The following is a 25,607-nucleotide window of genomic DNA, read 5'->3' as shown; positions in this document are numbered from 1 at the left end:
GCATGAGCGCCGCCCCCCTCCGCCTGCTGGCCCACGAGCCTGAAGACCTGCCGGTGATCTCGGCGGCGTTGCAGGACGCCGTCGCCAAGATCGGCGACATCCGCTGGGACGCGGCCGCCCGCACCCTGACCCTGGCCTGCAACCGCTTCCGCTGGGAAGCCGGCGCCAAGAAGAAGGGCGGCGAGCGCGTGCGCTCGGCCCTGCAACTGGGCGACGTCACCGGCGTCCAGGCCCGCAACCTGCGCCGCGACGCCAGGCAGGCGGTGGTCGAACTGCTGTCGATCGCCTTCGAGCCTGGCGAGGAAGCCCCCGGCGGCGTGATCCTGCTGACCTTCGCCGGCGGCGGCGACCTGCGGGTCACCGTCGACTGCGTCGAAGCCGCCCTGGCTGATGTGTCGGAGCCCTGGGCGACTCCCAGGAAGCCGGGGCACGAGGGGTAGGGGCGCGCTCCCCCTTCCGCCCGTCATTCCCGCCACAAGGGCGGGAATGACGGGATTAAAGGGAGGGGCGTTAACCAACCAACCTTCTGATTTCCAAACATTTCAAATCGCATCCAACCTGATACGCTTATCCGAAGTTGAATCGACTTCGAGTGCGTGATGACCAGGATCGGCTCTCAGGGCTACGCCGCCGCCTATGCCTATGCGGGCGCGACGAGCAGCCAGGCGGGAACGACGACCGCCGCCCAGGCCCAAGCCCAGACCAAGGCGGCCGAGGCCGCCAAGACCGGCGCCTCCAGCGTCAGCGTCACCCTGTCGGCGGAAGCCCAGGCGGCCATGGCCGCCGCCGGCTCCGACAGTCGCGGCCTGGCCACCGTGATTTCCGACGCCCGCAAGAGCCTCGACAGCCTGCTCTCCGCCGCCAAGGCGACCAGCGCCCTGAAGGACGGCAAGGCGACGATCGATGTCTCGGGCCTCGACCGCCGCAGTTTGTACGCCATCGCGTCGAACCAGGGCGGAAGCTTCCCGATCGAGGAGCAGGTGGTCGCCAGCCTCCAGCTGAAGGCGGGCCTCGACAAGGCCCTGGCCGGACCCGCCGCCGACGCCCGGGTCACCGGCGACTACGCCGGCCTCTACAAGGCCGCCCTGACCCGCCACGAGGCCGCCGGGACCGAGGAAAAGGGCACGCTGGCCTGGCAGAACGCCAAGGCCGCCCTGGTCGAGGGTCTGCGCCAGGCGACCGCCAAGCCCGGAACCGCCCCGGCCGGGATCGCCGACGATCCGGTCGCCGCCTACCTCAAGGAGAACGGCGGCGTCGTTTCCAATCCGCGTTCGCGCGACATCGCCGACGTGGCTTCCGACGTCCGCACCGCCCTGGACCGCCAGTATTCGCTGGCCACCGGCGAGGGCATGGCGACGAACGCCGACGCTGGAACCATCGACTTCACCCGCTTCGACGACCGCTCGCTGTCGGCCATCGCCCTGAACAAGGGCGGCAAGTTCTCCGAGCACGAGGTCAAGGAAGCCGCCGACGAGGTCCGCGCCCGCAATCGCGACGGCGTCTCCTCGAACTGGAAGTCGGCCCAGCAGTCGGGCGACAGCGCCGCCTTCGGCCGCACCCTGGTCTCGCAATACGTCTCGATGAGCGATGAGGAGCGCGAGGCCGTCGGCTGGACCCCGGCCCTCTACGACAAGTTGGTCTCGCTGCAGAACCTCTCGGACAAGCTTTCCTCGATGTTCGGGGCCGACGGGACGCTGAACACCAGCATGAGCCTGCTCGACTATCTGTAGGCGCCCGTATCTGGAATAAGAGGGGCAAAGTTCCGCTTCCACGGATTCATCGCCTCATGTCCCTGATCTCGAACACCTCGCGCGCCCTGCTCGTGGCCGCGCTCCTCGGCGGCGTCGCTGTCCCGGCCCTGGCTTCGGCGGCGCCGGTCTCGAAAGCCACGGGGGCCCCCATGATCGCCCCGCTGTCGACCCGCTCGGACGCCAAGGACATCCACTCCTACGCCAGGCCCCAGGTCGCCCGCGTCACCCACGTCGATCTCGACCTGACGGCCGACTTCGAGGGCAAGAAGATGGTCGGCAAGGCCGCCCTCGACCTGAAGCTCGCGCCCGGCGCCAAGGCGGTCGTGCTCGACACCAAGGGCCTGAAGATCAAGTCGATCACCAACGCCCAGGGCAAGCCGCTGAAGTGGACCCTCGGCGCCTTCGACCCGCACCTGGGCGCGCCGCTGACCGTGACCCTGGCCGGCGCCAAGCGCATCGTCATCGCCTATGAGAGCGCCCCCGACGGCGCGGCCCTGCAATGGCTGTCGCCCTCGCAGACGGCCGGCAAGGTCAAGCCGTACCTGTTCAGCCAGGGCGAGGCGATCCTCAACCGCACCTGGATCCCCACCCAGGACAGCCCCGGCATCCGCCAGACCTGGACCGCCCGCATCGTCGCGCCCGAGGGCCTGAAGGCGGTGATGAGCGCGCAGATGTTGACGCCCGACGGCGAGCCCGTCGCCGGCGGCGGCCGCGCCTATCGCTTCGCGATGGACAAGCCGGTCGCGCCCTACCTGATCGCTATCGCCATCGGCGATCTGGCCTTCCAGCCCCTGGGCCCGCGCACCGGGATCTATACCGAGCCCTCGGCTCTGAAGGCCGCGGCCTGGGAGTTCGCCGACGTCGAGAAGATGGTCGAGGCCGCCGAGAAGCTCTACGGCCCTTATCGCTGGGGCCGCTACGACCTGCTGGTGCTGCCGCCGTCGTTCCCGTTCGGCGGCATGGAGAACCCGCGCCTGACCTTCGCCACCCCGACGGTGATCGCCGGCGACCGCTCGCTGGTCAGCCTGGTGGCGCACGAGCTGGCGCACTCGTGGTCGGGCAACCTGGTGACCAACGCCACCTGGGCCGATTTCTGGCTCAACGAGGGCTTCACGGTCTATTTCGAGAACCGGATCATGGAGTCGCTGTACGGCAAGGACACGGCCGCAATGCTGGCCGACCTGGGCTGGACCGACCTGCACGAGGCGATCGAGGAGGCCGGTGGCATGACCGGTCCCGACACCCGCCTGCACATCGACCTGACCGGCCGCGATCCCGACGACGGCATGACCGACATCCCCTACGAGAAGGGCGCGGCCTTCCTGCGCACCATCGAGAAGGAGGTCGGCCGCGAGCGCTGGGACGCCTATCTGCGCGGCTATTTCGCCCGCCACGCCTTCCAGCCGCAGACCGCCGAGGGCTTCATCGCCGACCTGCGCGCCAACCTGTTCAAGGGCGATGCGGCGCTGGAAAAGAAGATCGACGTCCAGCGCTGGATCTACCAGCCGGGCCTGCCCGAGAACGCCGTCCACGTGCAGTCCAAGGCCTTCGAGCCTGTGGACGCCGCCGCCAAGGCTTTCGCGGACGGCGGCGTTGCGCCGGTCGAGGCCTGGAAGGGCTGGGGCACGTCGGAGCGGGTGCGGTTTGTCAGCCAACTGCCGCGCAAGCTGACGCCGGCCCAGCTGGCCGCCGCCGACGCCGCCTTCGGCCTGTCGGCCCAGGGCAACAGCGAGATCCGCTTCGCCTGGCTGCAGCTGGCCATCGCCAACCGCTACGAGCCGGCCGTGCCGTCGCTGGAGCAGTTCCTGACCGGCCAGGGCCGCCGCAAGTTCGTCGCCCCGCTGTTCGTCTCGCTGTGGGGCCAGGGCGACTGGGGTCAGCCGATCGCCAGGCGCATCTATGCGGAGTCCCGGCCGCTCTATCACGCCGTCACCCGCGAGACTGTCGACAAGACGGTGAAGTAGGGGCCGCTTGCGCCCGAGGGTATTTGTAGGATGAATGCGCTCCGTCCCTTGCTGGTGGCGGAGCGTTTTCTTGTCGGCTTTTTTTAGAGGCCTCGCGGCCGCTCTTGCCTGCGCATTGCTGGCTGTCCCGGCGCTTGCCGCGCCCAAATATCCGCTTTCCACGCGCGGTCCCGACATCGTCGACGCCAAGGGCGCGAAGGTGCGGCTGGTCAGCGTCAACTGGTTCGGGGCGGAGTCGGCCGAGTTCGTGGTCGGCGGGCTCGACAGGCAGCCGCTCGAAGCGATCGTGAAGACCATCAAGGCCGGCGGCTTCAACTCGGTGCGCCTGCCGTGGTCGAACGAGCTGGTCGAACGCGATCCGGTGATCGAGGACCGCTTCCTGGCCGCCAATCCGAAGCTGAAGGGCAAGACGGCCCTCCAGGTGTTCGATGCGGTGGTCGACGCCATCGGCCGCGAGGGGCTGATGGTGGTGCTCGACAACCATCGCAGCCGCGGCGACTGGTGCTGCGACGAGGCCCATGGCGACGGCCTGTGGTGGACCCCGGCCTATCCCGAAAGCGCCTGGCTGGCCGACTGGAAGACGGTGACGGCGCGCTATGCGAACCGTCCCTTCGTGGTCGCCGCCGAATTGCGCAACGAGATCCGTCCCGACCCGTCCCTGGGCCTGAAGCCCGTCTGGGGCGGCGGCGATCCGCGCACCGACTGGCGGGCGGCCTCGATGCGCGGCGCGGAGGCCGTGCTGGCGGTCAATCCGAAGCTGCTGATCATCGTCGGCGGCATCGACTACCAGAACCACCTGAGCGGCGTGCGCGACCAGCCGGTGACCCTGTCGGTCCCGCGCAAGCTGGTCTACGCTGCCCACGACTACGCCTGGAACCGCAAGCCCGAGGAACTGGCCGACCCGGCCGCCTTCGCCCGCCGGTCTCACGAGCGCTGGGGCTTCGTGCGTGATCCCGGCCAGCCCTGGACCGCGCCGGTCTATATGAGCGAGTGGGGCGGCTGCACCCAGAACGGCCCCGACGGCCAGCCGTGCAAGAGCGACCGCACCGCCTTCGTGTGGGCTCTGGCGAGGTATGCGCGGGACACCGGCATCGACTTCGCCTGGTGGCCGCTGAACGGCACGCAGTCGGGCGGCTACAACCGCGTCGTCGGGGCGGTGGAGCCCTATGGGCTGCTGGATCCGACCTGGGGCAAGTGGGCCGATCCGAAGGTGGTCGAGGCGCTGACGGGGAAGGCTCCCTAGGCCCCGAGGCTCTCCCCTCCGCCTTCCTGGGCCTTGTGCCCAGGATCCATGCTTCAGCCTGCTCAGACCTTTCGCGTTGGAGCGCGGTCTGAGCAGCGGCCGGCATGGGCCCTCGCCACGAGGGCGAGGGAGACGGTGTTGTTGAGGGCATCGCTCAACCCCCACCCCAAACCGTAAAACCCCCGCGAAAGCGGGGGGCAGGCTTTTTCTGAAACGCGGGGCGCTCGACGATAAAACGCTTGGGTCCCCGCTTTCGCGGGGATTTTACGGAGAAAGGATCAGGCCTTGGCGGCCTCGGCCTCCGGCATGTCCTCCAGCTCCCCCTCCCACTTGGCCACGACGGCCGCGGCGACGGAGTTGCCGACGACGTTGGTCGCCGAGCGGCCCATGTCGAGCAGGTGGTCGACGCCCAGGACCAGGGCGATCCAGGCCTCGGGCAGGCCGAAATAGGTGAGGGTGGCCATGATGACGACGAGCGAGGCGCGCGGCACGCCGGCGATGCCCTTGGAGGTCACCATCAGCAGCAGCAGCATGAAGATCTGCTGCTGGATGGTCAGGTGCACGCCGTGGGCCTGCATGATGAACATGGTGGCGAAGGTGCAGTAGAGCATCGAGCCGTCGAGATTGAACGAATAGCCCAGCGGCAGGACGAACGAGACGATGCGGCGACGCACGCCCACCTTGGGCAGGCTGTCGAGGATGCGGGGGTAGGCGGCTTCCGACGAGGCGGTCGAGAAGGCCAGCAGGGCCGGCTCGCGGATCACCCCGAACAGCGGGATGGCGCGCTTGCCCAGCACCACGAAGGCGGCGGCGAACAGCAGCACCCAGAGGGTCCCCATCGTGGCGTAGAAGCCCAGCACGAACTTGGCGTAGGCGCCCAGCATGGCCAGGCCCTGGGTGGCGATGGTCGAGGCCAGGGCCGCGAAGATCGCCAGCGGGGCCAGCTTCATGACGAAGCCGGTGACCTTCAGCATGATCTGGGCGCACTGCTCGACCAGGTGCAGCACCTGCGGGGCCTTGTCGTCGAGCGCGGCGACGGCGGTGCCGACGAACAGCGAGAAGACGACGATCTGCAGGATCTCGTTCTTGGCCATGGCGTCGAAGATCGAGGTCGGCACCAGGTGGGTGATGAAGCCCTTCAGCGTGAAGGCGTCGGTCGAGGCGGCGGGCTTGGACGACACCGCGGCTTCCACCAGATGCAGCCCATGGCCCGGCTGCAGCAGGTGGACCATCAGCAGGCCCAGCAGCAGGGAGACGGCCGAGGCGCCGATGAACCAGCCCAGGGTCTTGGCGCCGATGCGGCCGACCGCGGCGGCGTCCTCCATGTGGGCGATGCCGGCCACCAGGGTGGTGAACACCAGGGGCGCGATGATCATCTTGATCAGGCGCAGGAAGATGTCGGTGATCAGGGACAGGCCCGAAGCCGCCGACTTGGCCCCCTCGGCGTCGAGGAACTGGTTGCACCCCCAGCCGACGAGCACCCCCAGCACCATCGCGCCGACGATCAGATAGGCGAAGCGTTTGTTCATCGGGCGGAACCTCTGCGCATGCGGCCGGCGAGCCGCCTGTCGCTCGGGCGTCCGCATGGTGCGTGAATTTTGGGGAAAGGGCGGACGGCGGGGCCGGAAAAAGGGCCGGTCCCGGTCAGGAATAGGGACGCGCTTGCGCGGTTATCAGGAGGCGGCGGCCTTTTGCAGGCGCTCGTAACGGCTCAGGAGGCGCTCCCAGGTGACCCGCTTGATCGGCTCGCCCCGGCGCAGCTTGGTCCAGGTAGTCTCGCTGATCCCGTAGACGTTGTTGAGGTGCTCGCGGGTGATGGCGGGCAGGCGGCTCTTCAATCGCTCGAAGTGTTCGGCGGGGATCTGGATCACGTCCGGCATAACGGTCCCGTAGCTCTTTTCAGGAGGCCGACATAAGCGGCCCGCATCTATCAAGACGCAGTCGCGCGACGTTTCCTCACGTTCGCCGACAAAAAAATTTCTCCTTACCAATCCGTGACTTGGCTTTACGGCAAAATGTCGTCGGGAAGATGTGGGTTCCGCAACAGGCTGCGTCTTGAGGTTCGGAAGCGCGAGGGGCGCGACCGAATGCGAAGGGGACTAAGCGATGCGATCCAGCACCTTGCGAGCGATGATGGCGGGCGGTTGCGCCTATGGCGCCCTGATGATCGGCGCGGCCGGCGCCTACGCCCAGGAGGCGGCCCCGGCGCCTGAAGAGCCCCAGGCCGTCGAGGCCGTGGTCGTCACCGGTTCGCGCATCGCCCGTCAGGACTATGTGGCCAACAGCCCGATCCAGACGGTCGGCGCGGCGGCGATCGAGGCCACGGGCCAAGTGACGGTCGAAAAGGCCCTGTCGCAGATGCCCCAGTTCACCGGCTCGTTCGGCCAGGGCAACACCGGCTCGACCAGCACCGGCCTCAACGGCGGCCAGTCCTACGCCAGCCTTCGCGGCCTGGGCGCCAAGCGCACCCTGATCCTGCTGGACGGCCGCCGCCTGCAGCCGTCCAACCCCGACGGCTCGGTCGACCTCAACATCATCCCCGAAGCCCTGATCGAGAACGTCGAGGTCATCACCGGCGGCGCCTCCACCGCTTACGGTTCGGACGCCACCGCCGGCGTCGTCAACTTCAAGCTCAAGCGCAGCTTCGAGGGCCTGACCGCCGACGCCCAGTACGGCATTTCGGAAAAGGGCGACGCGGAGTCGTTCCGCTTCTCGGTCACCGGCGGCTCGTCCTTCGCCGACGGCAAGGGCCGGGCGGTGCTGTCGTTCGACTACACCAACCGCGACCGCGCCCTGCAGAGCGCCCGCGACTACTACATCTTCCGCACCTCGGCGCCGGGCCTCTCGACCATCCCGCAGGGCACGGTGCTGTTCGGCGCCAACCTGCCGACCCTGGCCTCGATCAACAGCCTGTTCCAGGGGACCTACGGGACGGCGGCCCTGACCGGCAACAGCGCCGGCCGCTACACCGGCCAGCTCGGCTTCAACACCGACCAGACCCTGTTCTCGACCTCGGGCGTGCCGGTCCTGAACTTCCGCGACCCGCAGACCGACAACGCCTACATCGTCAACGCCAACGCCTCGGGAACCTCGCAGCAGGTGAACTTCGGCTACAACGGCAGCTCGATGCAGTCGGACCTCGACCGCTACGCCGTGTTCGCCAAGGTCGACTATAACCTGACCGACAATCTGCGGTTCTTCTCGCAGTTCACCTTCACCGACTACACCTCGGTGGGCGTGTCGAACCCGACCCTGGCCTCGAACGTCTACGGCCTGACCGTGCCGGTGACGAACCCGTTCATCCCCAACGACTTCAAGGCCATCCTGGCCTCGCGTCCGACCCCGAACGCCGCCTTCACCTTCTACAAGGCCCTCGATATCCTGGGTCCGCGCGTCCAGAAGTACAGCTACGACGTCTTCCAGTTCACCAACGGCCTGTCGGGCGACACCGGCTTCCGCGACTGGACCTGGGACGGCTACGTCTCGTTCAGCCGCGCCAAGTTCGACAACGAGCAGACCGGCGGGGCTAGCGCCAGCGCCATCTCGCGCCTGCTCAACAGCCCGACCGGCGGCACGGAATACTGCGCCGGCGGCTGGAACCCCTTCGGCAACCTGACCCCGTCGGGCGAGTGCGTGCGCTACATGTCGCGCCGCACGCTTAACCAGAACAGCCTCGAGCAGCGCATGGTCGAGCTGAACGTCTCGGGCACGCTGTTCGACCTGCCCGCCGGCTCGGTGAAGTTCGCCGCCGGTACGGACTACCGCTCGAACGAATACACCTTCAAGCCCGACAGCCAGCTGAACCAGCCCGACGGCACCAGCGACATCCTCGGCTACAGCGTGCTGCGCGACGCCTCGGGTTCGGTCGACACCTACGAGGTCTATGGCGAACTGCTGGTGCCGATCGTCAGGGACCTGCCGTTCATCGAGGAGTTCAATCTCGACCTCGGCTACCGCTATTCCGACTATAGCTCGGTGGGCGGGGTGCAGACCTACAAGGCCGACTTCGACTGGAAGATCATCGAGCCGGTGCGCCTGCGCGGCGGCTACAACCGCGCCATCCGCGCCCCCAGCGTGGGCGAGCTCTACGCCCCGGTCTCGACCGGTTCGGTGGCCATCGGCACGGCCTCGTCGACCACCACCAACGGCGACCCCTGCGACGTCCGCTCGTCCTACCGCACCGGCGCCAACGCCGCGGCGGTCCGCTCGCTCTGCCTGGCGCAGGGCGTGCCGACGGCGATCATCGACAGCTACCAGCTGGGCACCGCCCAGGTCTTCGCCCTGACCGGCGGCAACCCCGACCTGCAGGAAGAAACCGCCGACACCTACTCGTTCGGCGCCGTGCTGCGCTCGCCGTTCGAGGGCCCGCTGCTGAGCCGGATCACCGCCTCGATAGACTGGTACGACATCAAGGTGAAGGACGCGATCGGCAGCCTGTCGATCGTCAACGCCTTCCAGTTCTGCTTCAACTCGGGCGGCGCCAACCCGACCTATGATCCGAGCAACTACTACTGCTCGCTGCTGACCCGCAATTCGGCCAGCGGTGTGCCGACCAACCCGGTCCAGCCGCTGCTGAATCTGGGCCAGTTCCAGACCACCGGCGTCGACGTGCAGGTCGACTGGAACTTCGACTTCGCCGACACCCTGCTGGACAAGGTGCCCGGCTCGCTGTCGGTCAACGTGGCCCTGGGCTACACCGACAAGTTCAAGATCCAGAGCCTGCCGGGCGCTGCGGTCTACGACTATGTCGGCACCATCGGCACGGGCGTCGAAAGCACCGCCGGCACCGCCCACCCGAAGTGGAAATCGGTCACCTCGACCACCTACACCTGGGGTCCGGCGAGCGTCGGCCTGCGCTGGCGCTGGATCGACGCCATGGAGAACTCCGCCAAGGTGGTCGCCCCGACCAGCACCTCGCGCGGCGTCGTCTCCTACAACGCCTTCGACTTCAACGGCCGCGTCAAGCTGCCGTGGGACACCGACCTGCGCTTCGGGGTCAACAACCTGTTCGACAAGGCTCCGCCGCAGGTGGGCGACACCGAGGGCAACTACGACGCCCAGAACTACGACGTGCTGGGCCGCTCCTACTACCTGGGCGTCCGCAAGCGCTTCTAGTCGCGACGCGAGCTTGAGACACCGGGCGCGTCCGCCCCCCTTTCGACGCGCCCGGCCTTCGCCGCCAACACCCCCGGCGGCGGCGAGGAGGGGCGCCGGTCTTGGCGGGCCGGCGCCCTTTTCGCGTTTCGGGATCCGTGCGGGGGCGGCTTGCGAACGTTCGGGTTGAACCCTAGGGAGCGTCATGAGCGATTTCACGACGCCCTCCCGGATCGATCCCCTGGAGGCCGGGCTGGCCGACGCCCTCGACCGCGACGGCTACCTGCTGCTGCGGGGCGCCGTGCCCCACGCTTGGCGAGCGCCCCTGCGCGAGGCTTTCGAAGCCGGCGAAACGGCGGCCGACCGCTGGATCCCGCCCCGCGCGCCCGGCTGGCGTCACGCCCTGGTCGACCTGGATCCCGTCGTGCGGCGGACCTACCGGCTGCCGTCCCTGCTGTCGGCGGCGGGGCGGATCCTGGGCGGCCCGTTCTTCCTCAGCCAGGTCGAGGGTCGCGAGCCGCTGCTGGACGGCGGCCACCAGCCCTTGCACCGCGACGGCGCGGGGTTGAAGGCCGTCGTGGCCATGGTCTTCCTCGACCCCTACGGTCCCGACAACGGCGCCACCCGCGTGCTGCCGCGCCGCCTCGACCGGGGCGAGCCGGACGAAGCCCTGTCCGTGACCCTGGCCGGCGAGGCGGGCGACATCCTGGTGTTCGACGCCGACCTGCTGCACGGCGCCACCCGCAACCGCTCCGGCGCGCGGCGGCGCTCGTTCCTGGCCAGCTTCAAGCCCGAGGGCGACCGGGTCGGCGAAGACGCATGCCGCGCCGTCCGCAACGTGCGCATGGACACCCGCGAGGTGTTCGTCCCCTAGGCGCTCGCCCCGCGCGCCGGCGGCCGTCGTCAAACTGCAACCTCCGCGCAATAATCGCGAAACCGAAAGTCGCCATTCCGCGCCTCAGTCGCCCCCAGCGTGAGAGCGTGGTCATGGACTTCCTGGAACAGACCCAGTTTCACAACCGCATCTGCGAAGACCTCGAAGAGGCCATGGCCGCTAGCCGCCAGGTCGACGCCGTCGCCGTCCGCGCCGAGCGCCAGTGCGCCGCGGGCCAGTGGCTGCACGGCGAAGGCCACCGGCGGATGCCGGGCAGCCACCTGCACCTGCACTGCCTGGAGGCCCATCGCGAATTCCATCGCGCCGCCGGCCAGGTCGCCGACCAGATCAACCGCGGCGCCGTCGCCGACGCCCGCCGCGCCCTGCGCAACGGCGGCGCCCTGGCTCAGGCCAAAGCCGACCTGACCGCCGCCTTCCGCAAGATGCGCATCGCCGCCGAGACGACGGCGGGGTAGGGACTCAAGCTCTCCATTTTTCGTCATCCCGGCCGCAGCGCAGCGGAGAGCCGGGATGACGAGCCTTTTGGTTTCGAAAGATAGGCTGAAAGCCTACTCCTTCACGCTCGTCCATCCCCCGCCCAGCGCCTGCACCAGCGCCACCGCCGCCGCCTGGCGCGACACCCGGGCCGTGGCCAGTTCGCGCCGGGCCGACAGGGCCGAGGCCTGGGCGGTGACGACGTCGGTATAGGCCACCTGGCCGGCGCGATACTGGTTCAGCAGCATCTGCTCGGTCTGGTCGGCGGCGGTCGAAGCTGTCTGCAGCAGGGCATACTGGCGCTCCAGCACCCGCACGGCCGTCAGCTGGTTCTCGACGTCCTGGAAGGCCTCCAGCGCCGTCTGGCGATAGTCGGCGGCGGCCGCGTCGTACGAGGCGCGGGCCTGGGCCACCTGGGCCTTGCGCGCGCCGGCGTCGAACAGGGTCTGGGCCGCGGCCAGGCCCAGCGACCAGGTGTTGGTCGAGGCCGCGAACAGGTCGCCCAGCTTGGTGGCGCTGCTCGAGCCGTCGCCGGTCAGGGTGAAGGTCGGGAAATAGGCGGCGCGGGCCACGCCGATCTCGGCGTTGGCGGCGGCCACGCGGCGCTCGGCGGCGGCGACGTCGGGACGGCGCTCCAGCAGGGTCGAGGGCAGGCCCACGGGGATTTCCGGTACGCTGGCCGACCAGTTGGGATCGGCGGCGATCGTGAAGCTGCTGGCCGGCTCGCCGACCAGCACCGCCACGGCGTTCTCGTAGGTGGCGCGGGTCTGGGTCAAACCCTCCAGCGTCGACTGGGCGTTGGCCAGGGTGGTCTGGGCCTGCAGCACGTCCGAGCGCGGGGCGATGCCGGCGTCGTAGCGGTTCTGGGTGATCTTCAGGGACCGCTGGTAGCCCTCGACCGTGGCCTGGACGAGGGCGATCTCGGCGTCGGCCTGGCGCAGGCCCAGATAGTTGGTGGCGAGCTCGCCCTGGGCCGACAGCTCGGCGGCGGCCAGGTCGGCGGCGCTGGCCTGGGCCGAGGCCTTGGCGTTGCTCACCGTCGCGCGGATGCGGCCCCAGACGTCCGGCTCCCAGCTGGCGCCGATGCCGGCCTGGTAGCGCTCGCCCTTGCTGGAGCCCGCCCCCCCGCCGCCCGTCTTCGTGCCGGAGCCCGACAGGTCGATCGCGGGGAACAGCGAGGCGCGCTGCTCCTTCACCAGGGCGCGGGCCTGGCGATAGGCCGCCTCGGCCGAGGCGATGGTCTGGTTGTTGACCTTCACGCGCTGGGCCAGGGCGTCCAGCTGCGGATCGCCCAGCAGGGTCCACCAGTCGCCGCGGTCGACGTGATCCGAAGGGCTGGCGGCCTTCCAGCCGTCGAGCGCTTTCCAGGTCGCGGGCGTGGCCGAGGCGAGCTTGGGGGTCTCGTAGGCCGGCGTCGTCGAGCAGGCGGCCAGCAGAGCCAGAAGCGGAAGCGAAGTCAGGATACGGGCGGTCATCGGGCGGGCTCCGGCGGGGCGGGCATGTGGGTCAGGTCGCGCTCGTCCTTGCGCCGCTTGCCGCGCAGGCGGTCCATGTAGACGTAGACGACCGGGGTGGTGATCAGGGTCAGCAGCTGGCTGGCGATCAGGCCGCCGATGATGGTGATGCCCAGCGGCCGGCGCAGCTCGGCGCCTTCGCCGAAGCCGATGGCCAGGGGCAGGGCGCCCAGGGCGGCGGCCAGGGTCGTCATCAGGATCGGACGGAAGCGCAGCAGGCTGGCTTCGCGCACCGCCTCCAGCGCCGTCAGCCCTCGGGCCCGTTGGGCCTCCAGGGCGAAGTCGATGATCAGGATGGCGTTCTTCTTGACGATCCCCAGCAGCAGGAACACCCCGATCAGGGCGATGATCGAGAACTCCATGTTGAAGATCAGCAGGGCCAGCACCGCCCCGACGCCGGCGGCGGGCAGGGTCGACAGCACCGTCACCGGGTGGACGTAGCTCTCGTAGAGGATGCCCAGCACGATGTAGATCGCCACCAGCGCCGCGGCGATCAGATAGGGCTGCTGCTTCATCTGCTCGTTGTAGCTGCGGGCGCTGCCCTGGAAGCTGCCGCGCACGCTGGTCGGCAGGCCGATGTCGGCCTCGGCCTGGGTGATGGCGGCCTGGGCCTGCGACAGCGACACCCCGTCCGGCAGGTTGAACGACACGGTGGTCGCCAGCTCGCCGTTCTGGTGGTTGACCGAGGTCGGGGTGGCGTTCTGCGAGACGCTGGCGATGGCGGTCAGCGGCGTCATCGGCGTGGCCGAGGTGTTCAGTGTCGAGCCGGTCGAGGCGTCGCGCAGCGACGGATTGACCGACGCCCCGCTGGTGCTGGCCGTGGTGGCGCCGCCGCTGGTGCTGGTCGGCACATAGACGTCGTTCAGCGCCTCGGGGCCCTGGGCGAACTTCTGGTTCCACTCCAGGATCACGCCGTACTGGTTGACGTCCTCGTAGATGGTCGCGACCTGGCGCTGGCCGAAGGCGTTGTAGAGCGCGTTGTCCACGGCCTTGGGCGTGACGCCCATGCGCGAGGCGCTGTCGCGGTCGATGGTGACCAGGGTCTCGACGCCGTTTTCCGACTGGTCGCTGTCGACGTCGGTCATGACGTCGGAATGCTCCTTCATCGCCTCGGCCAGCTTCGGCGCCCATTCCTTGAGGGCGGCGCTGGAGTCGCTGGTCAGGGTGTACTGGTAGGTCGAGTTGCTCGACCGCCCGCCCATCCGCACGTCCTGCACGGGGTTGAGGAAGATCGACAGGCCGGTGACCTTCTGCAACTGCGGCCGCAGGCGGGCGATGACGGCGCTGCCCTTCTCCTTGCGCTCGGCGATGGGCTTGAGATTGACGAACATGAAGCCGCCGCCGGCCCGGTTGCCGCCGGTGAAGCCGACCACGGTGTCGACGGCCGGGTCCTTGCGGATGATGTCGACGACCGCCCTGAGTTTGCCCTGCATGGCCTGGGACGAGACGCTCTCGTCTGCCCGCATGCCGGCCATCAGCTGGCCGCTGTCCTGCTGCGGGAAGAAGCCCTTGGGCACGGCGATGTAGAGCCAGATAGTCATGCCGATGACCGCGATCAGGATCATCAGCACCAGCGGCTTGGCCGCCAGGGCCCAGTCCAGGCTGCGGGCGTAGAGCCGCTGGATGCGGTCGAACAGCTTCTCGAAGGCGCGGGCGATGCGGCCTTCGCGGTGGCCCTCGGGCTGGGGCTTCAGCAGGTAGGCGCACATCATCGGCGTGGTCGTCAGGCTGATGACCAGCGAGATCAGCACCGCCGCCGACAGGGTGACGGCGAACTCGCGGAACAGGCGTCCCACCTGGCCGCCCATGAACAGCAGCGGGATGAAGACGGCGACCAGCGAGACGCTGATCGACAGCACGGTGAAGCCCACCTCGCGCGCGCCCAGCACGGCGGCCTTGAAGCGGTCCATGCCCGCCTCGATGTGGCGCTGGGTGTTCTCCAGCACGACGATGGCGTCGTCGACGACGAACCCGGTCGCCACCGTGATGGCCATCAGGGACAGGTTGTTGAGCGAGAAGCCCAGCAGGTACATCACCCCGAAGGTGCCCAGCAGCGAGACGATGGTCGCCGCCGTCGGGATGAAGGTCGCCCGGGCGCTGCGCAGAAAGGCGCTGACCACCAGCACCACCAGGATGATCGAGATCAGCAGGGTGATCTCGATCTCCTTCAGCGACGAGCGGATCGAGTTGGTGCTGTCGCTGGCCACCTGCACGCTGATGTCGCTGGGCAGCTGTTCGCGCAGCTCGGGCAGGGCGGCGCGGACGCTGTCGACGGTCTCGATGATGTTGGCGCCCGGCTGGCGGGTGATCAGCACGATGATCGCCGGCTTGCCGTTGAAGAGGCCCAGCGTGCGGGTGTCGGCGACGCTGTCCTTGACGTCGGCCACGTCCGACAGCTTGACGCCGGCGTCGCCGCGCCAGGCTACCAGCAGGCCGGCGTAGTCGGCCGCCTTGCGGCCGCTGCTCGAGGTGTAGATCTGGAAGCGCTTGCCGTCGCCCTCGACCGCGCCCTTGGGGCGGTTGGCGTTGGCCGCCTGGATCGAGGCGCGCACGTCCTCCAGGCTTACCCCGTACTTGTTGAGCAGGAACGGGTTCACCGAGATCCGTACGGCCGGCAGCGAGCCGCCGCCGATCTCGACGTCGCCCACGCCCTTCACCTGCGAGATCCGCTGGGCCACCACGTTGGAAACCGCGTCGTAGATCTGGCCCGGGGTCTTGGTGTCCGAGGTCAGGGCCAGGATGATCACCGGCGAGTCCGACGGGTTCATCTTGCGATAGGTCGGGTTGCTCTTCAGCGTCGCGGGCAGGTCGGCGCGCGAGGCGTTGATGGCGGCCTGCACCTCGCGGGCGGCGCCGTCGATCTTGCGGTTGAGGTTGAACTGCAGGGTCACCCGCGTCGAGCCCGACGAGCTCTGCGAGGTCATCTCGTTGACGCCCGAGATCGTGCCCAGCCGCCGCTCCAGCGGCGTGGCGACGCTGGAGGCCATCGTCTCGGGGCTGGCCCCAGACAGGCTGGCCGACACCGAGATGGTCGGATAGTCCACCTGCGGCAGGGGCGAGACCGGCAGCACGAAGAAGCCGAAGATCCCGGCCATGGCCAGGCCGACGGTCAGCAGGACCGTGGCCACCGGCCGGCGGATGAAGGGCGCCGACAGGTTCATGACGGCAGCCCCGGCAGCGGACGCTCGACCCGGCCCTCGTCGGCGGCGCCGTCCTCGCGGCGGCCCTTGGCGCTGGGCGCCAGGCGATCGAAGGCGAGGTACACGACCGGCGTGGTGAACATGGTCAGCAGCTGGCTGACCAGCAGGCCGCCGAAGATGGCGATGCCCAGCGGACGGCGCAGCTCGGCGCCTTCGCCGAAGCCCAGCATCAGCGGCACGGCGGCGAACAGGGCCGCCAGGGTGGTCATCAGGATCGGGCGGAAGCGCAGGATGGCGGCCTGGAAGATCGCCTTCTCGGGCGACTTGCCCTCGTTGCGTTCGGCCTCGATCGCGAAGTCGATCATCATGATCGCGTTCTTCTTGACGATGCCGATCAGCAGGATGATGCCGATGATCCCGATCACGCCCAGGTCATTGCCCGTCACCCACAGGGCCAGCAGCGCCCCGACCCCCGCCGACGGCAGGGTCGACAGGATGGTCAGCGGGTGGATGTAGCTCTCGTAGAGCACGCCCAGCACGATGTAGACGCAGACCACGGCCGCCAGGATCAGCCACAGCTGGTTGCTCAGCGAGTTCTCGTAGGCCCCGGCCGCGCCCAGGAAGGTGTGGGTCACCGACGAGGGCATGCCGATGTCCTTCATCGCCTTGCGCACCTCGTCCACCGCATGGCCCAGCGACACGCCGGGCGCGGTGTCGAAGCCGATGGTGGTGGCCGGGAACTGGGCGACGTGGGTGACCTGCAGCGGCGCCTGCTTTTCCTTGATGGTCGAGAAGGCCGCCAGCGGGGCGGGCGAGCCGCCGCCGGTCTTGAGGTTGAGATTGCCCAGCGAGGTCGGGTCGGTCAGCAGGCCCGGCTTGGCCTCCAGGATCACCCGGTACTGGTTGGTCTCGGTGAAGATGGTCGAGACGATCCGCTGGCCGAAGGCGCTGTAGAGGGCGTCGTCGATGTCCGAGGCGGTGATCGAAAGCCGGGCGGCGGTGTCGCGGTCGATGTCGATATAGGCGGCCGAGCCGGTGGCCGAAGCGTCGCTGTAGACGTTGCGGACGGCCTTCACCTCGGCGAGCTTGGCGGCCAGCTTGCCGGCCCATTCCTTGACCGTGGCGGTGTCGGCGCCTTCCAGCGACAGGCGGTACTGGGTCGGGCCGCTCTCGGCGTCGATGGTCAGGTCCTGGGTGGGCTGGAGATAGAGGGTGACGCCCGGCACGGCGGCCACGCGATCGCGCAGCCGCTGCATGATCTTTTCCTGCGAGCCGCTGCGGTCGGCCTTCAGGTTGATCTGCATCTGGCCGGTGTGGAGCATGCTGTTGTTGGCGCCGTCCACCCCGATGAACGAGGCGACGTTCTCCACCGCCGGGTCCTCCAGGATGGCTTCGGCGGCCTGCTGCTGCAGACCGGCCATGCGCTCGTACGACACCGACTGCTCGACCTCGGTGCGGGCCTGAAGCTGGCCGGTGTCCTGGGTCGGGAACAGGCCCTTGGGGATGACCATGTAGAGCACGCCGGTCAGCACCAGGGTGGCGACGGCGACGACCAGCGTGGCCTTCTGGCGGGCCATGACCCAGGCCAGGGCGACCTCGTAGCGGCCCTCGATCTTCTCGAACAGCGCCTGCGCCTTCTTGCCGACGCTGTTGGGCTTTTCGGCCTCTTCCTCGTGGCTCTTCAGCCAGCGGGCCGACAGCATCGGGGTCAGGGTCAGCGACACCACGGCCGAGATCAGGATGGTGATCGACAGGGTGATGGCGAACTCGCGGAAGAGGCGCCCCACCACGTCGCCCATGAACAGCAGCGGGATCAGCACCGCGATCAGCGAGATGGTCAGCGAGATGATCGTGAAGCCGATCTCGCGCGCGCCCTTCAGGGCGGCCTGCATCGGTTTCTCGCCGCGCTCCATGTGGCGGATGATGTTCTCGATCATGACGATGGCGTCGTCGACGACGAAGCCGGTCGCGATGGTCAGGGCCATCAGGGACAGGTTGTTGAGCGAGAAGCCCAGCAGGTACATCACCCCGCACGAGCCGATCAGCGAGATCGGCACGGCCAGGCTGGCGATGATCGTCGCTCGGATCGAGTGCAGGAAGAAGAAGATCACCAGAACGACCATCACCACGGCCAGCACCAGCTCCATCTCCACGTGGTGGACCGAGGCGCGGATGCCGGTGGTGCGGTCGGCCAGGACCTCGACCTTCAGGGTGGCGGGCAAACCCGCTTGAAGCTCAGGCAGCTTGGCCTTGATGGCGTCGACCGTCTGGATGACGTTGGCGCCCGGCTGGCGCTGGACGTTGACGATGATCGACGGGGTCTTGCCGGCCCAGGCGCCCAGGCGGGTGTTCTCGGCGCTCTGCACCACGCCCGCCACGTCGCGGATGCGGATCGGGGCCTCGTTCTTGTAGGTGACGACGAGGTTCAGATAGTCGTCAACCGTCAACAGCTGGTCGTTGGCGTTGATCGTGTAGGTGCGGGTCGGACCGTCGAAGCTGCCCTTGGCGCTGTTGGCGTTGGCGTTGCTGATCGCGGTCTCGAGGTTCGACAGGGTCAGGCCGTACGAGGCCATGGCTTGCGTATCGGCCTGGATGCGGATCGCCGGCTTCTGGCCGCCGCTGAGCGACACCAAGCCCACGCCCGATACCTGGCTGATCTTCTGGGCCAGGCGCGTGTTGACTAGGTTCTGCACCTCGGTCAGCGGCAGGGTGTCGGACGTGATCGCCAGGGTCAGCACCGGCGCGTCGGCCGGATTGACCTTGGCGTAGGTCGGCGGGGCGGGCAGGTCAGCCGGCAGCAGCGAATTGGCCGCGTTCATCGCCGCCTGCACTTCCTGCTCGGCGACGTCCAGGGTCTCGCCCAGGCTGAACTGCAGGGTGATGACGCTGGCGCCGGCCGTGCTGACCGAGCTCATGCGGGTCAGGCCCGACATCTCGCCCAGCTGCTTTTCCAGCGGGGCGGTGACGGTCTGGCTCATCACCTCGGGGCTCGCGCCCGGATACAGGGTCTGGACCTGGATGGTGGGGTAGTCCACCTCCGGCAGGGCCGACAGCGGCAGCAGCTTGAAGCCGACCAGGCCGGCCAGGACGATGGCCGCCATGAACAGGGCCGTGGCGACCGGCCGCTGGATGAAGGGACGCGAGGGGTTCATGGGGCGGCTTCCGGCCTATTCCGGACGCCGGCGGGCTTCGCCGTTCTGGGCGCCGCCCTTGCCGCGTTCACCCTTGCCGTCCTTGCCCTTGCCCGCGCCCTGGCGCTGGCCCGGCAGCTGCACCTTGCCGCCTTCGGTCAGGCGGTCGCCGCCCTCGGTGATCACCTTGTCGCCGACGGCGAGCCCTTGCGTGACCGCCACCTGGGTGGTGGTCGACTGGCCGGTCGTGACCTTGGTCTTGGTGACGGTCTGGTCGCTCTTCAGCTTCCAGACGAACGAGCCGTCCGAGCCCTGGCGCACGGCCGTGGCCGGCACGACGATGGCGTCCTTCAGGGTGTCGAGCTGGATGCGGACATTGACGAACTGGCTGGGGAACAGCTTGCCGCCGGTGTTGGGGAAGCGGGCCTTGCCCTTCACCGTGCCGGTGCCGGTGTCGACCAGGTTGTCCAGCGTCGAGAAGGTCCCTTGGTCCAGGGTGTTGGTGCGGGTGCGATCCAGCACCGTGACTGGCAGGGTCGCCCCGCCGAACACCCGCTGCGAGATGCGTGGCACGTCGTCCTGCGGGACGGTGAATTCCACGTCGATCGGCGACAGGGTGGTGATCACCGCCACGCCGCTGGAGTCGCCCGAGGCGATGTAGTTGCCGACATCCACCACGCGCAGCCCCACGCGGCCGCTGACCGGGGCGACGATGCGGGCGAAGCCGACGTTCAGCCGCGCGGTGCCGACGGCGGCGCGGTCGGCCATCACCGTGCCTTCCAGCTGCTTGACCGTCGCGGCCTGGGTGTCGACCTCCTGGCGGGCGATGGAGTCCTGGGCCAGCAGGGTCTGGTAGCGCTTCAGGGTCAGCTGGGCGACGGACAGCTGGGCCTCGTCGCGGGTCAGGTTCCCCTGCGCCTCCATCAGGTTCATCTGGAACGGCCGCGGATCGATCTGCACCAGGGTCTGGCCGGCCTGGACCAGCTGGCCCTCGCGGAACAGCACCTGGGTGATGACGCCCGAGACCTGCGGCTTGACCGTCACCGTGGCCGCCGGGGTCACGGTGCCCAGGGCCTCGATCACCACCGGCAGATCGGCCTTGGCCGCCGTCGCCACCGCCACGGTGCTGGCCGGACCGCGACGACCGCCGCCGCCGCCCGGGCCTCCGGGACCGCCGGGGCCGCCCATGTCGCCGCCGCCCTGGCCGCCGTTGTGCAGCAGGGTCCAGGCCAGGACGCCGACGCCCGCCAGAGCCGCCACGGCGACGGCGCCGCCGATGATCCGCGCCCGACGGCTGGGCTTGCGGGCGGAGTAGGACGGGCTGGATTCGGTCATGGACGGCCTCTGGGCGCGGGCGGGCGGCGAAGATGGTCGGGGATAGGCGAGGGTAGGAAGTGTCGGGTCGCCGACGCTGGCGACCCGATGCTCAAGCTAAACTGCTAGAGGCGGCATTTGATCCATTTGCCGCCCTGAGCGCGATAGGCGTCGCGCTTGACGTCGTAGTTGCGGTGCTTGGCCTTGCAGGCGCGGACATGGCGCTCCTGCTTGGTTTCCTTGCCCGGGCCCGGCTTGGCGTCGTGGCGCTGCTGCTGGGCGGCCGGCGCCTGGGCGCCGTGCTGGTCGTGGCCCTGGGCCAAAGCGGGGGCGGAAGAGGCGGCGGCGAGGCTCAGGGCGATCGCTGCGAGAACGGCTTTCATGTCGGTCTCCGAACTTGAGGGGACCGCACGGCTAGCAATGCGAAGTGGCGGCGATGTTGCCGCTTTGAAACGGCGTCCGGCGAACTTGCAAAAATGGGCGGAAAGTTTCGGTACAGGCGCGAGTTCAATCGCCCGTTTAGTTCCGGCCCATGACCAGGATCGGCGAAAAGCGCCCTCAGGACTTGCAGGCGAAGTCTTCCCGCCGAACGCCGCCGACGCTCGACAGGCGCTCGGTCGGCAGCTTCAGGACCAGACCGGAATGGTCCAGGCGGTAGTCGTAGACCGCCCCCAGCAGGCCGGCCATCGGACATCCCGAGATCTTGGCGCCGATGGCGTCCAGGCCGATCGCCAGGCCTTCGCCCATGCTGCCGGTCCAGCGTCCGACCCGCACCTTCACCGGACCGGAATGATGACGGCCCGCGCGGGGCAGCACCTCCTCGATCCACTGGCGCGGCACGCCGCTCTGGCGCTCCTCGGCGATCAGTCGGTGCACCTGATAGGGCCGCGCCGACGAGACGAACCAGCCCATCACGGCCCGGGCGACCACCGTGTTTCCACCGCTCGGCGTTTCGGTGAGGTCGAGAATGACGGTCTCGCCGGGGCGGGCCTGGGCCATCGCCTGGTCGAAGGCCGAAATCGTGGAGTCGTCGCCCAGGGAGTCGTTGAACCGGATGGTTAGCGCCTTGCCGCCGCGCTCGACGGTGACCGGCGGCCGGTCCTGGCGCGGCGCGGCATAGAGGCTCGGCAGGCTCACCGTCCGCACCTCGCCCGACGCCTTGCGGATCGTCAGCACGCGCGGCCGGTCGCGACGCCCCGCCGCCAGTTGCCGCGCCGCATAGCCCGCGCCGTCCGGCGGAACTTCGACCCCAAGGTCGCGCCAGAAGGCCGCCACCGCCTCCGCCGCCGGCGCATGGTCGACCTCCAGCAGGCGATCGCCGGCCGCCACGCCCGCCGTGGCCGCCGGCGTGTCCGGGCGGACGGCCGTGACGCGATAGCCGCCGGCGTCCGGCTCGATCCAGAGGTCGGAATAGCTGGGGACCAGCGCCCAGCTGTCGTTGAAGGACCGGCTCGTGATCGCGTGCGGGTCGGCCAGGGCCGACAGGCGGCGCTCGGCGTAGCGGGTCAGCGAGCGCGAGTCGTGCACCGCCTCGGCCTCGGCGCGAAGCTGCGGGCTCGACGGCGCCGTTCCGGACGGAAAGCGGTCGAGATAGGCGTAGTTCTCCGCGATCAGCCGGTCGATCGACAGCGCATCGGCTCTGAAGTCCTCGGCCGTCTGGGCGAAGGCCGAAGAGCTGTCGGCGAGGATCGCGGCTGCGAGAACCAGGGCGGGGGAGAAGCGGAGAAGCATGGGCGGAAGCTCGGGCGCCCGCGGCCTGCGGACAACTGAAACTTCGGTAACGCTTCTCAACTGGACAGAGGGGGGGAGGGGAGGCGGCGCCCTAGCCTCGGATCAGCGCCTCGCGCTCGGCCGCCGTCAGCGGGCGCCAGCGGCCTTCGGGCAGGTCGCCCAGCACGATCGGGCCGACGCGGTGGCGGAACAGGTCGATGACGTCCAGCTCGACCAGGTCGCACATCCGGCGGATCTGGCGGTTGCGGCCTTCGGTCAGCACGAAGCGCAGGGTCTCCTGGCCCAGGCGGTCGACGACGGCGCGCTTCAGCTTGCGGCCGTCCAGCTCCAGGCCGTGACGCAGCCAGTCGATCTTCTCGCGGGTCAGCTCGCCGCGCACCCGGACGCGGTATTCCTTTTCCAGCGTCGATTCCGGACCGATCACCGCCTTGGCCACCACCCCGTCCTCGGACAGGATCAAGAGGCCGCGGGAGTCCATGTCGAGACGCCCCACCGGGGCCAGCTTGCTGTCGCGGCCGGGCACGGGGCCGGGCTGGCCGAACTGGGCGGCCCTGGTCAGCAGGCGCACGGCCGGGATCTGCTCGCCTTCCGGCTGGGACGAGACGATGCCGATCGGCTTGTGGATCATCACCGTCATCGCCGCGCCCAGCTGCTTGGTCGCGCCGTCGTTCAGCACCAGGGTCTGGCCGGGCAGGATCTTGCGGCCGGCGTCTTCCACGACCTCGCCGTCGATGGTCACCAGGCCCTGGCCGATCAGGGCCTCGGCCTCGCGACGCGAGCAGACCCCGCTCTGGGCCAGCCACTTGTTGACGCGCTGAGGCTCGGCCTCGTCGTAGGTGCGGGTCCAGGCCATGGGGTCAGTCGGCTTTCGGGGGATAGGCGTGGGTCTGGCCGCGCGGGTCTTCGACCGCGCCGTCGTCCAGATAGGTGGGGCCGATCGGAACCTTGCCGTGGCCGTCGGGGATGTCGAGCACGTAGGTCGGCTGGCACAGGCCTGAGAACCGGCCGCGGATCGCCTTCATCAGCGCCTGGCCCTCCTCGACGGTGGTGCGCAGGTGGCTGGTGCCGGGGGCCAGATCCCCTTGGTGCAGGTAGTAGGGCTTGATCCGCGTCTCCACGAGCGCCCGCATCAGCGCGCCCAGGCTTTCGGGATCGTCGTTGACGCCCTTCAGCAGCACGGTCTGGCCGATCATCGGCACGCCGGCGTCCACCAGCCGCGCGCAGGCGGCGCGGGCGGCCGGCGTCAGTTCGCGGGCGTGGTTGGCGTGCAGGGCGACATAGACCGCCTTGCTCCCGCGCTTCAGCGCCGCCACCAGCTCGGGCGTCACCGCCGCCGGATCGACGGAGGGGATCCGGGTGTGAAAGCGCACGACCTTGACGTGCTCGATCGCCTCCAGCCGGTCCATCAGGTCGGCGATGCGGCGCGGCGACAGCACGAAGGGATCGCCGCCGGTGACGATCACCTCCCAGATCTGCGGGCGGGCGGCGATGTAGGCGAAGGCGGCGTCCAGCTCGGCCGGCGACAGGGTCTTCAGGCCCTCGGGGCCGACCATCTCGCGGCGGAAGCAGAACCGGCAATAGACCGCGCAGGTGTGGGTCGGCTTCAGCAGCACGCGGTCGGGATAGCGGTGGACGATCCCCTCGACCGGACTGTGGGCGAAGTCGCCGATCGGGTCGGCGCTTTCGGCGGGCAGGGTGGTCAGCTCGGCTTCCGTGGCCACGAACTGGCGGGCGATCGGGTCGAACGGGTCGGCCTCGTCGATCAGCTGGGCCATGTCGGGCGTGATGGCCACCGCGTACTGGGCGGCCACGCGCTCCAGCGCCGGCAGGCGTTCGGCGGCGACGAGGCCGGCGTCCGCCAGGGCCCTGGCGCTGCGGATGGTCTTGGCGGCGATCATGATTGCCGGGGATATGCGCCGAACGGACGAGGTTGGCAAATGCGGCGGAGGGGCGCTTCCGCCTTCCTCCCGTCATTCCCGCCCTTGTGGCGGGAACCCCTCTGTCAACCGCAAGGGCAGTAGGGGCGGCGCGCTGGGCGCGCCGCTAGCGCTTCACGTGCGGGCTGAACCAGGGTTTCCCGCCACAAGGGCGGGAATGACGGGAAGAGAAAGGAACTCACCTCGGGCTATGCACCGGCACGCTGCCGGGCCAGGGCTCGGCGCGGAAGGGTGAGGAGGGGGCGCGGTCGATCGCGCCGATCAGGGCGAGCGCCAGGGCGCCGCCGGCAAGCAGCAGTTTCATCGTCTCAATCCTGTTAGATGCGGTCGCGGGGGAGGGCGGCCGCAAGGAGACAATCGCAAATCCACGTCGGCTTTACGAACGATGGCTTCTGCGCCAGGTTGTGAGTCAGGCTAACAAGTAAGGGGTCCCGTGCGCCTTCCGCCCTTCAGCTCGCTCGTCGCCCTGGAGGCGGCCTATCGCCACCGCAGCTACAGCCGCGCGGCCGACGAACTGCACGTCACCCACGGCGCGGTCAGCCAGCAGATCCGCAAGCTGGAGGAGGACCTGGGCGCGGCGCTGTTCCGGCGCGAGGGCAACGGCATGGTCCCCACGCCCACCGCCCGGCGCCTGGCCGAACACGTGGCCGAGGCGTTGTCGATCCTGAAGGCCGGCGTCGACAGCGCCCGCCAGACCCTCGAAGGGCCGCTGGTGGTCAGCGCCACCGCCGCCTTCGCCAGCCGCTGGCTGGTCACGCGCCTGGCCCGCCTGGCCGCCGACACCGGCGAGGCCGACCTGCAGCTGCGCATCGAGGACCGCAAGGCCGACCTGCGCACCGACGGCGTCGACATCGCCCTGCGTTTCGGGCGCGGCCCCTGGGCCGACGTGGAGTCGATCCCGCTGCTGGGCGAGCGCCTGTTCCCCGTCTGCTCGCCGGGCTTCCTCGAAAAGCACCCGATGAGCTGTCCGGCCGACCTGCTGACCGTGCCGCTGCTGCGCCACACCGGCGTGCACTGGGCCGTCTGGTTCCGGGGCATGGGGCTGGAGCCGCCAGCCATGATCACGGGCCTGGCCTTCGACGACACCTCGGTGATGCTCGACGCCGCCGCGCAGGGGATCGGCGTCGCCCTGGCCCGCGAAGGCCTGTCCGAACGCGACCTGCGCGACGGCCGGCTGGTGCGGCCCTTCCCCGGCGAGGTCGAGGTCGAGACCGGCCACCACGTCGTCTGGCGCGCCGACGCGACCCGGCTGGCGCGGATCCTCAAGGTGCGCGACTGGCTGCTGGCGGAAGTGGGACGGGAGGCATAGGCATCCATCCCCCACCGTCGTCATCCCGGCCGTAGCGCGCAGCGCGGAGAGCCGGGACCCAGGGGCCGCCGCAACGCTTTGGCCGATGCCGGGGGATGAACCCCTCCACC

At 69.4% G+C, this 25,607-nt stretch carries 19 protein-coding genes; 8 read left to right on the top strand and 11 right to left on the bottom strand.

Annotated features, from left to right (window positions below):
- Positions 1-2: 2 nt before the first annotated feature.
- From AC07N1_RS18910 to AC07N1_RS18895, 4 genes are all read left to right on the top strand, one after another.
- Positions 3-440 (top strand): DUF2948 family protein, encoded by a 438-nt coding sequence (locus AC07N1_RS18910; RefSeq protein ID WP_494673187.1) that lies wholly within the window; start codon positions 3-5, stop codon positions 438-440.
- Between the two features lie 159 nt (positions 441-599).
- Positions 600-1,730 (top strand): hypothetical protein, encoded by a 1,131-nt coding sequence (locus AC07N1_RS18905; protein WP_494673186.1) that lies wholly within the window; start codon positions 600-602, stop codon positions 1,728-1,730.
- 56 nt (positions 1,731-1,786) lie between these two features.
- Complete coding sequence (locus AC07N1_RS18900) at positions 1,787-3,715, top strand: M1 family metallopeptidase (RefSeq protein ID WP_494673185.1); 1,929 nt, start codon at positions 1,787-1,789, stop codon at positions 3,713-3,715.
- 115 nt (positions 3,716-3,830) lie between these two features.
- The gene (locus AC07N1_RS18895; protein WP_494673184.1) at positions 3,831-4,958 is read left to right on the top strand and encodes a glycoside hydrolase family 5 protein; all 1,128 of its coding nucleotides are present in this window, start codon (positions 3,831-3,833) and stop codon (positions 4,956-4,958) included.
- A gap of 278 nt (positions 4,959-5,236) precedes the next feature.
- On the opposite strand, the gene AC07N1_RS18890 is transcribed toward AC07N1_RS18895, so the two are convergent.
- Together AC07N1_RS18890 and AC07N1_RS18885 are read right to left on the bottom strand one after the other, a co-directional pair.
- Entirely contained in the window at positions 5,237-6,487 is a 1,251-nt protein-coding gene (locus AC07N1_RS18890; RefSeq protein ID WP_494673183.1) for a dicarboxylate/amino acid:cation symporter, read from the bottom strand.
- A 144-nt stretch (positions 6,488-6,631) separates the two neighbouring features.
- Positions 6,632-6,838 carry a hypothetical protein gene (locus tag AC07N1_RS18885; RefSeq protein ID WP_058346819.1) on the bottom strand — a complete coding sequence of 69 codons (207 nt, stop codon included), beginning with the start codon at positions 6,836-6,838 and terminating at the stop codon, positions 6,632-6,634.
- 226 nt (positions 6,839-7,064) lie between these two features.
- Here AC07N1_RS18885 and AC07N1_RS18880 point away from each other — a divergent pair, with 226 nt between their 5' ends.
- From AC07N1_RS18880 to AC07N1_RS18870, 3 genes are all read left to right on the top strand, one after another.
- On the top strand, positions 7,065-10,073 hold the full coding sequence (locus AC07N1_RS18880) for a TonB-dependent receptor domain-containing protein (protein WP_494673182.1): 3,009 nt from the start codon (positions 7,065-7,067) through the stop codon (positions 10,071-10,073).
- A gap of 184 nt (positions 10,074-10,257) precedes the next feature.
- Positions 10,258-10,926, top strand: coding sequence for a phytanoyl-CoA dioxygenase family protein (locus tag AC07N1_RS18875; RefSeq protein ID WP_494673181.1), 669 nt, complete (start codon positions 10,258-10,260; stop codon positions 10,924-10,926).
- A 113-nt stretch (positions 10,927-11,039) separates the two neighbouring features.
- Positions 11,040-11,402, top strand: coding sequence for a CZB domain-containing protein (locus AC07N1_RS18870; RefSeq protein WP_494673180.1), 363 nt, complete (start codon positions 11,040-11,042; stop codon positions 11,400-11,402).
- Positions 11,403-11,495: 93 nt separating this feature from the next.
- Here AC07N1_RS18870 and AC07N1_RS18865 read toward each other — a convergent pair whose 3' ends face one another.
- The 9 genes from AC07N1_RS18865 to AC07N1_RS18825 form a co-directional block, all read right to left on the bottom strand.
- Positions 11,496-12,896, bottom strand: coding sequence for an efflux transporter outer membrane subunit (locus AC07N1_RS18865; protein WP_494673179.1), 1,401 nt, complete (start codon positions 12,894-12,896; stop codon positions 11,496-11,498).
- Positions 12,893-16,096 (bottom strand): efflux RND transporter permease subunit, encoded by a 3,204-nt coding sequence (locus AC07N1_RS18860; RefSeq protein WP_494673178.1) that lies wholly within the window; start codon positions 16,094-16,096, stop codon positions 12,893-12,895. Before AC07N1_RS18860 ends, AC07N1_RS18865 begins: the two co-directional genes overlap by 4 nt.
- Positions 16,093-19,227 (bottom strand): multidrug efflux RND transporter permease subunit, encoded by a 3,135-nt coding sequence (locus AC07N1_RS18855; protein ID WP_494673177.1) that lies wholly within the window; start codon positions 19,225-19,227, stop codon positions 16,093-16,095. Before AC07N1_RS18855 ends, AC07N1_RS18860 begins: the two co-directional genes overlap by 4 nt.
- A gap of 15 nt (positions 19,228-19,242) precedes the next feature.
- Entirely contained in the window at positions 19,243-20,541 is a 1,299-nt protein-coding gene (locus AC07N1_RS18850) for an efflux RND transporter periplasmic adaptor subunit (RefSeq protein ID WP_494673176.1), read from the bottom strand.
- 104 nt (positions 20,542-20,645) lie between these two features.
- On the bottom strand, positions 20,646-20,903 hold the full coding sequence (locus AC07N1_RS18845) for a hypothetical protein (protein WP_494673175.1): 258 nt from the start codon (positions 20,901-20,903) through the stop codon (positions 20,646-20,648).
- 175 nt (positions 20,904-21,078) lie between these two features.
- Entirely contained in the window at positions 21,079-22,251 is a 1,173-nt protein-coding gene (locus AC07N1_RS18840) for a S41 family peptidase (protein ID WP_494673174.1), read from the bottom strand.
- 91 nt (positions 22,252-22,342) lie between these two features.
- On the bottom strand, positions 22,343-23,104 hold the full coding sequence (locus AC07N1_RS18835; protein ID WP_494673173.1) for a pseudouridine synthase: 762 nt from the start codon (positions 23,102-23,104) through the stop codon (positions 22,343-22,345).
- Between the two features lie 4 nt (positions 23,105-23,108).
- Positions 23,109-24,149, bottom strand: coding sequence for a lysine-2,3-aminomutase-like protein (locus tag AC07N1_RS18830; protein ID WP_494673172.1), 1,041 nt, complete (start codon positions 24,147-24,149; stop codon positions 23,109-23,111).
- Between the two features lie 217 nt (positions 24,150-24,366).
- Positions 24,367-24,492 (bottom strand): hypothetical protein, encoded by a 126-nt coding sequence (locus tag AC07N1_RS18825; protein WP_255580250.1) that lies wholly within the window; start codon positions 24,490-24,492, stop codon positions 24,367-24,369.
- Between the two features lie 129 nt (positions 24,493-24,621).
- Here AC07N1_RS18825 and AC07N1_RS18820 point away from each other — a divergent pair, with 129 nt between their 5' ends.
- Positions 24,622-25,497 (top strand): LysR substrate-binding domain-containing protein, encoded by an 876-nt coding sequence (locus tag AC07N1_RS18820; protein ID WP_494673171.1) that lies wholly within the window; start codon positions 24,622-24,624, stop codon positions 25,495-25,497.
- Positions 25,498-25,607: the final 110 nt, after the last annotated feature.

Source organism: Caulobacter sp. GW821-FHT09B11 (genome assembly GCF_059418205.1).
Note: the sequence above shows the minus strand (reverse complement) of the source record. Positions and strands in the feature narration are given on the sequence as shown.

Excerpts from the sequence above, each read along its gene's own strand:
- AC07N1_RS18910 (WP_494673187.1), top strand. The coding sequence starts at position 3 with ATGAGCGCCGCCCCCCTCCGCCTGCTGGCCCACGAGCCTGAAGACCTG.
- AC07N1_RS18905 (WP_494673186.1), top strand. The coding sequence starts at position 600 with ATGACCAGGATCGGCTCTCAGGGCTACGCCGCCGCCTATGCCTATGCG.
- AC07N1_RS18900 (WP_494673185.1), top strand. The coding sequence starts at position 1,787 with ATGTCCCTGATCTCGAACACCTCGCGCGCCCTGCTCGTGGCCGCGCTC.
- AC07N1_RS18890 (WP_494673183.1), bottom strand. The coding sequence starts at position 6,487 with ATGAACAAACGCTTCGCCTATCTGATCGTCGGCGCGATGGTGCTGGGG.
- AC07N1_RS18885 (WP_058346819.1), bottom strand. The coding sequence starts at position 6,838 with ATGCCGGACGTGATCCAGATCCCCGCCGAACACTTCGAGCGATTGAAG.
- AC07N1_RS18880 (WP_494673182.1), top strand. The coding sequence starts at position 7,065 with ATGCGATCCAGCACCTTGCGAGCGATGATGGCGGGCGGTTGCGCCTAT.
- AC07N1_RS18875 (WP_494673181.1), top strand. The coding sequence starts at position 10,258 with ATGAGCGATTTCACGACGCCCTCCCGGATCGATCCCCTGGAGGCCGGG.
- AC07N1_RS18870 (WP_494673180.1), top strand. The coding sequence starts at position 11,040 with ATGGACTTCCTGGAACAGACCCAGTTTCACAACCGCATCTGCGAAGAC.
- AC07N1_RS18865 (WP_494673179.1), bottom strand. The coding sequence starts at position 12,896 with ATGACCGCCCGTATCCTGACTTCGCTTCCGCTTCTGGCTCTGCTGGCC.
- AC07N1_RS18860 (WP_494673178.1), bottom strand. The coding sequence starts at position 16,096 with ATGAACCTGTCGGCGCCCTTCATCCGCCGGCCGGTGGCCACGGTCCTG.
- AC07N1_RS18855 (WP_494673177.1), bottom strand. The coding sequence starts at position 19,227 with ATGAACCCCTCGCGTCCCTTCATCCAGCGGCCGGTCGCCACGGCCCTG.
- AC07N1_RS18850 (WP_494673176.1), bottom strand. The coding sequence starts at position 20,541 with ATGACCGAATCCAGCCCGTCCTACTCCGCCCGCAAGCCCAGCCGTCGG.
- AC07N1_RS18845 (WP_494673175.1), bottom strand. The coding sequence starts at position 20,903 with ATGAAAGCCGTTCTCGCAGCGATCGCCCTGAGCCTCGCCGCCGCCTCT.
- AC07N1_RS18840 (WP_494673174.1), bottom strand. The coding sequence starts at position 22,251 with ATGCTTCTCCGCTTCTCCCCCGCCCTGGTTCTCGCAGCCGCGATCCTC.
- AC07N1_RS18835 (WP_494673173.1), bottom strand. The coding sequence starts at position 23,104 with ATGGCCTGGACCCGCACCTACGACGAGGCCGAGCCTCAGCGCGTCAAC.
- AC07N1_RS18830 (WP_494673172.1), bottom strand. The coding sequence starts at position 24,149 with ATGATCGCCGCCAAGACCATCCGCAGCGCCAGGGCCCTGGCGGACGCC.
- AC07N1_RS18825 (WP_255580250.1), bottom strand. The coding sequence starts at position 24,492 with ATGAAACTGCTGCTTGCCGGCGGCGCCCTGGCGCTCGCCCTGATCGGC.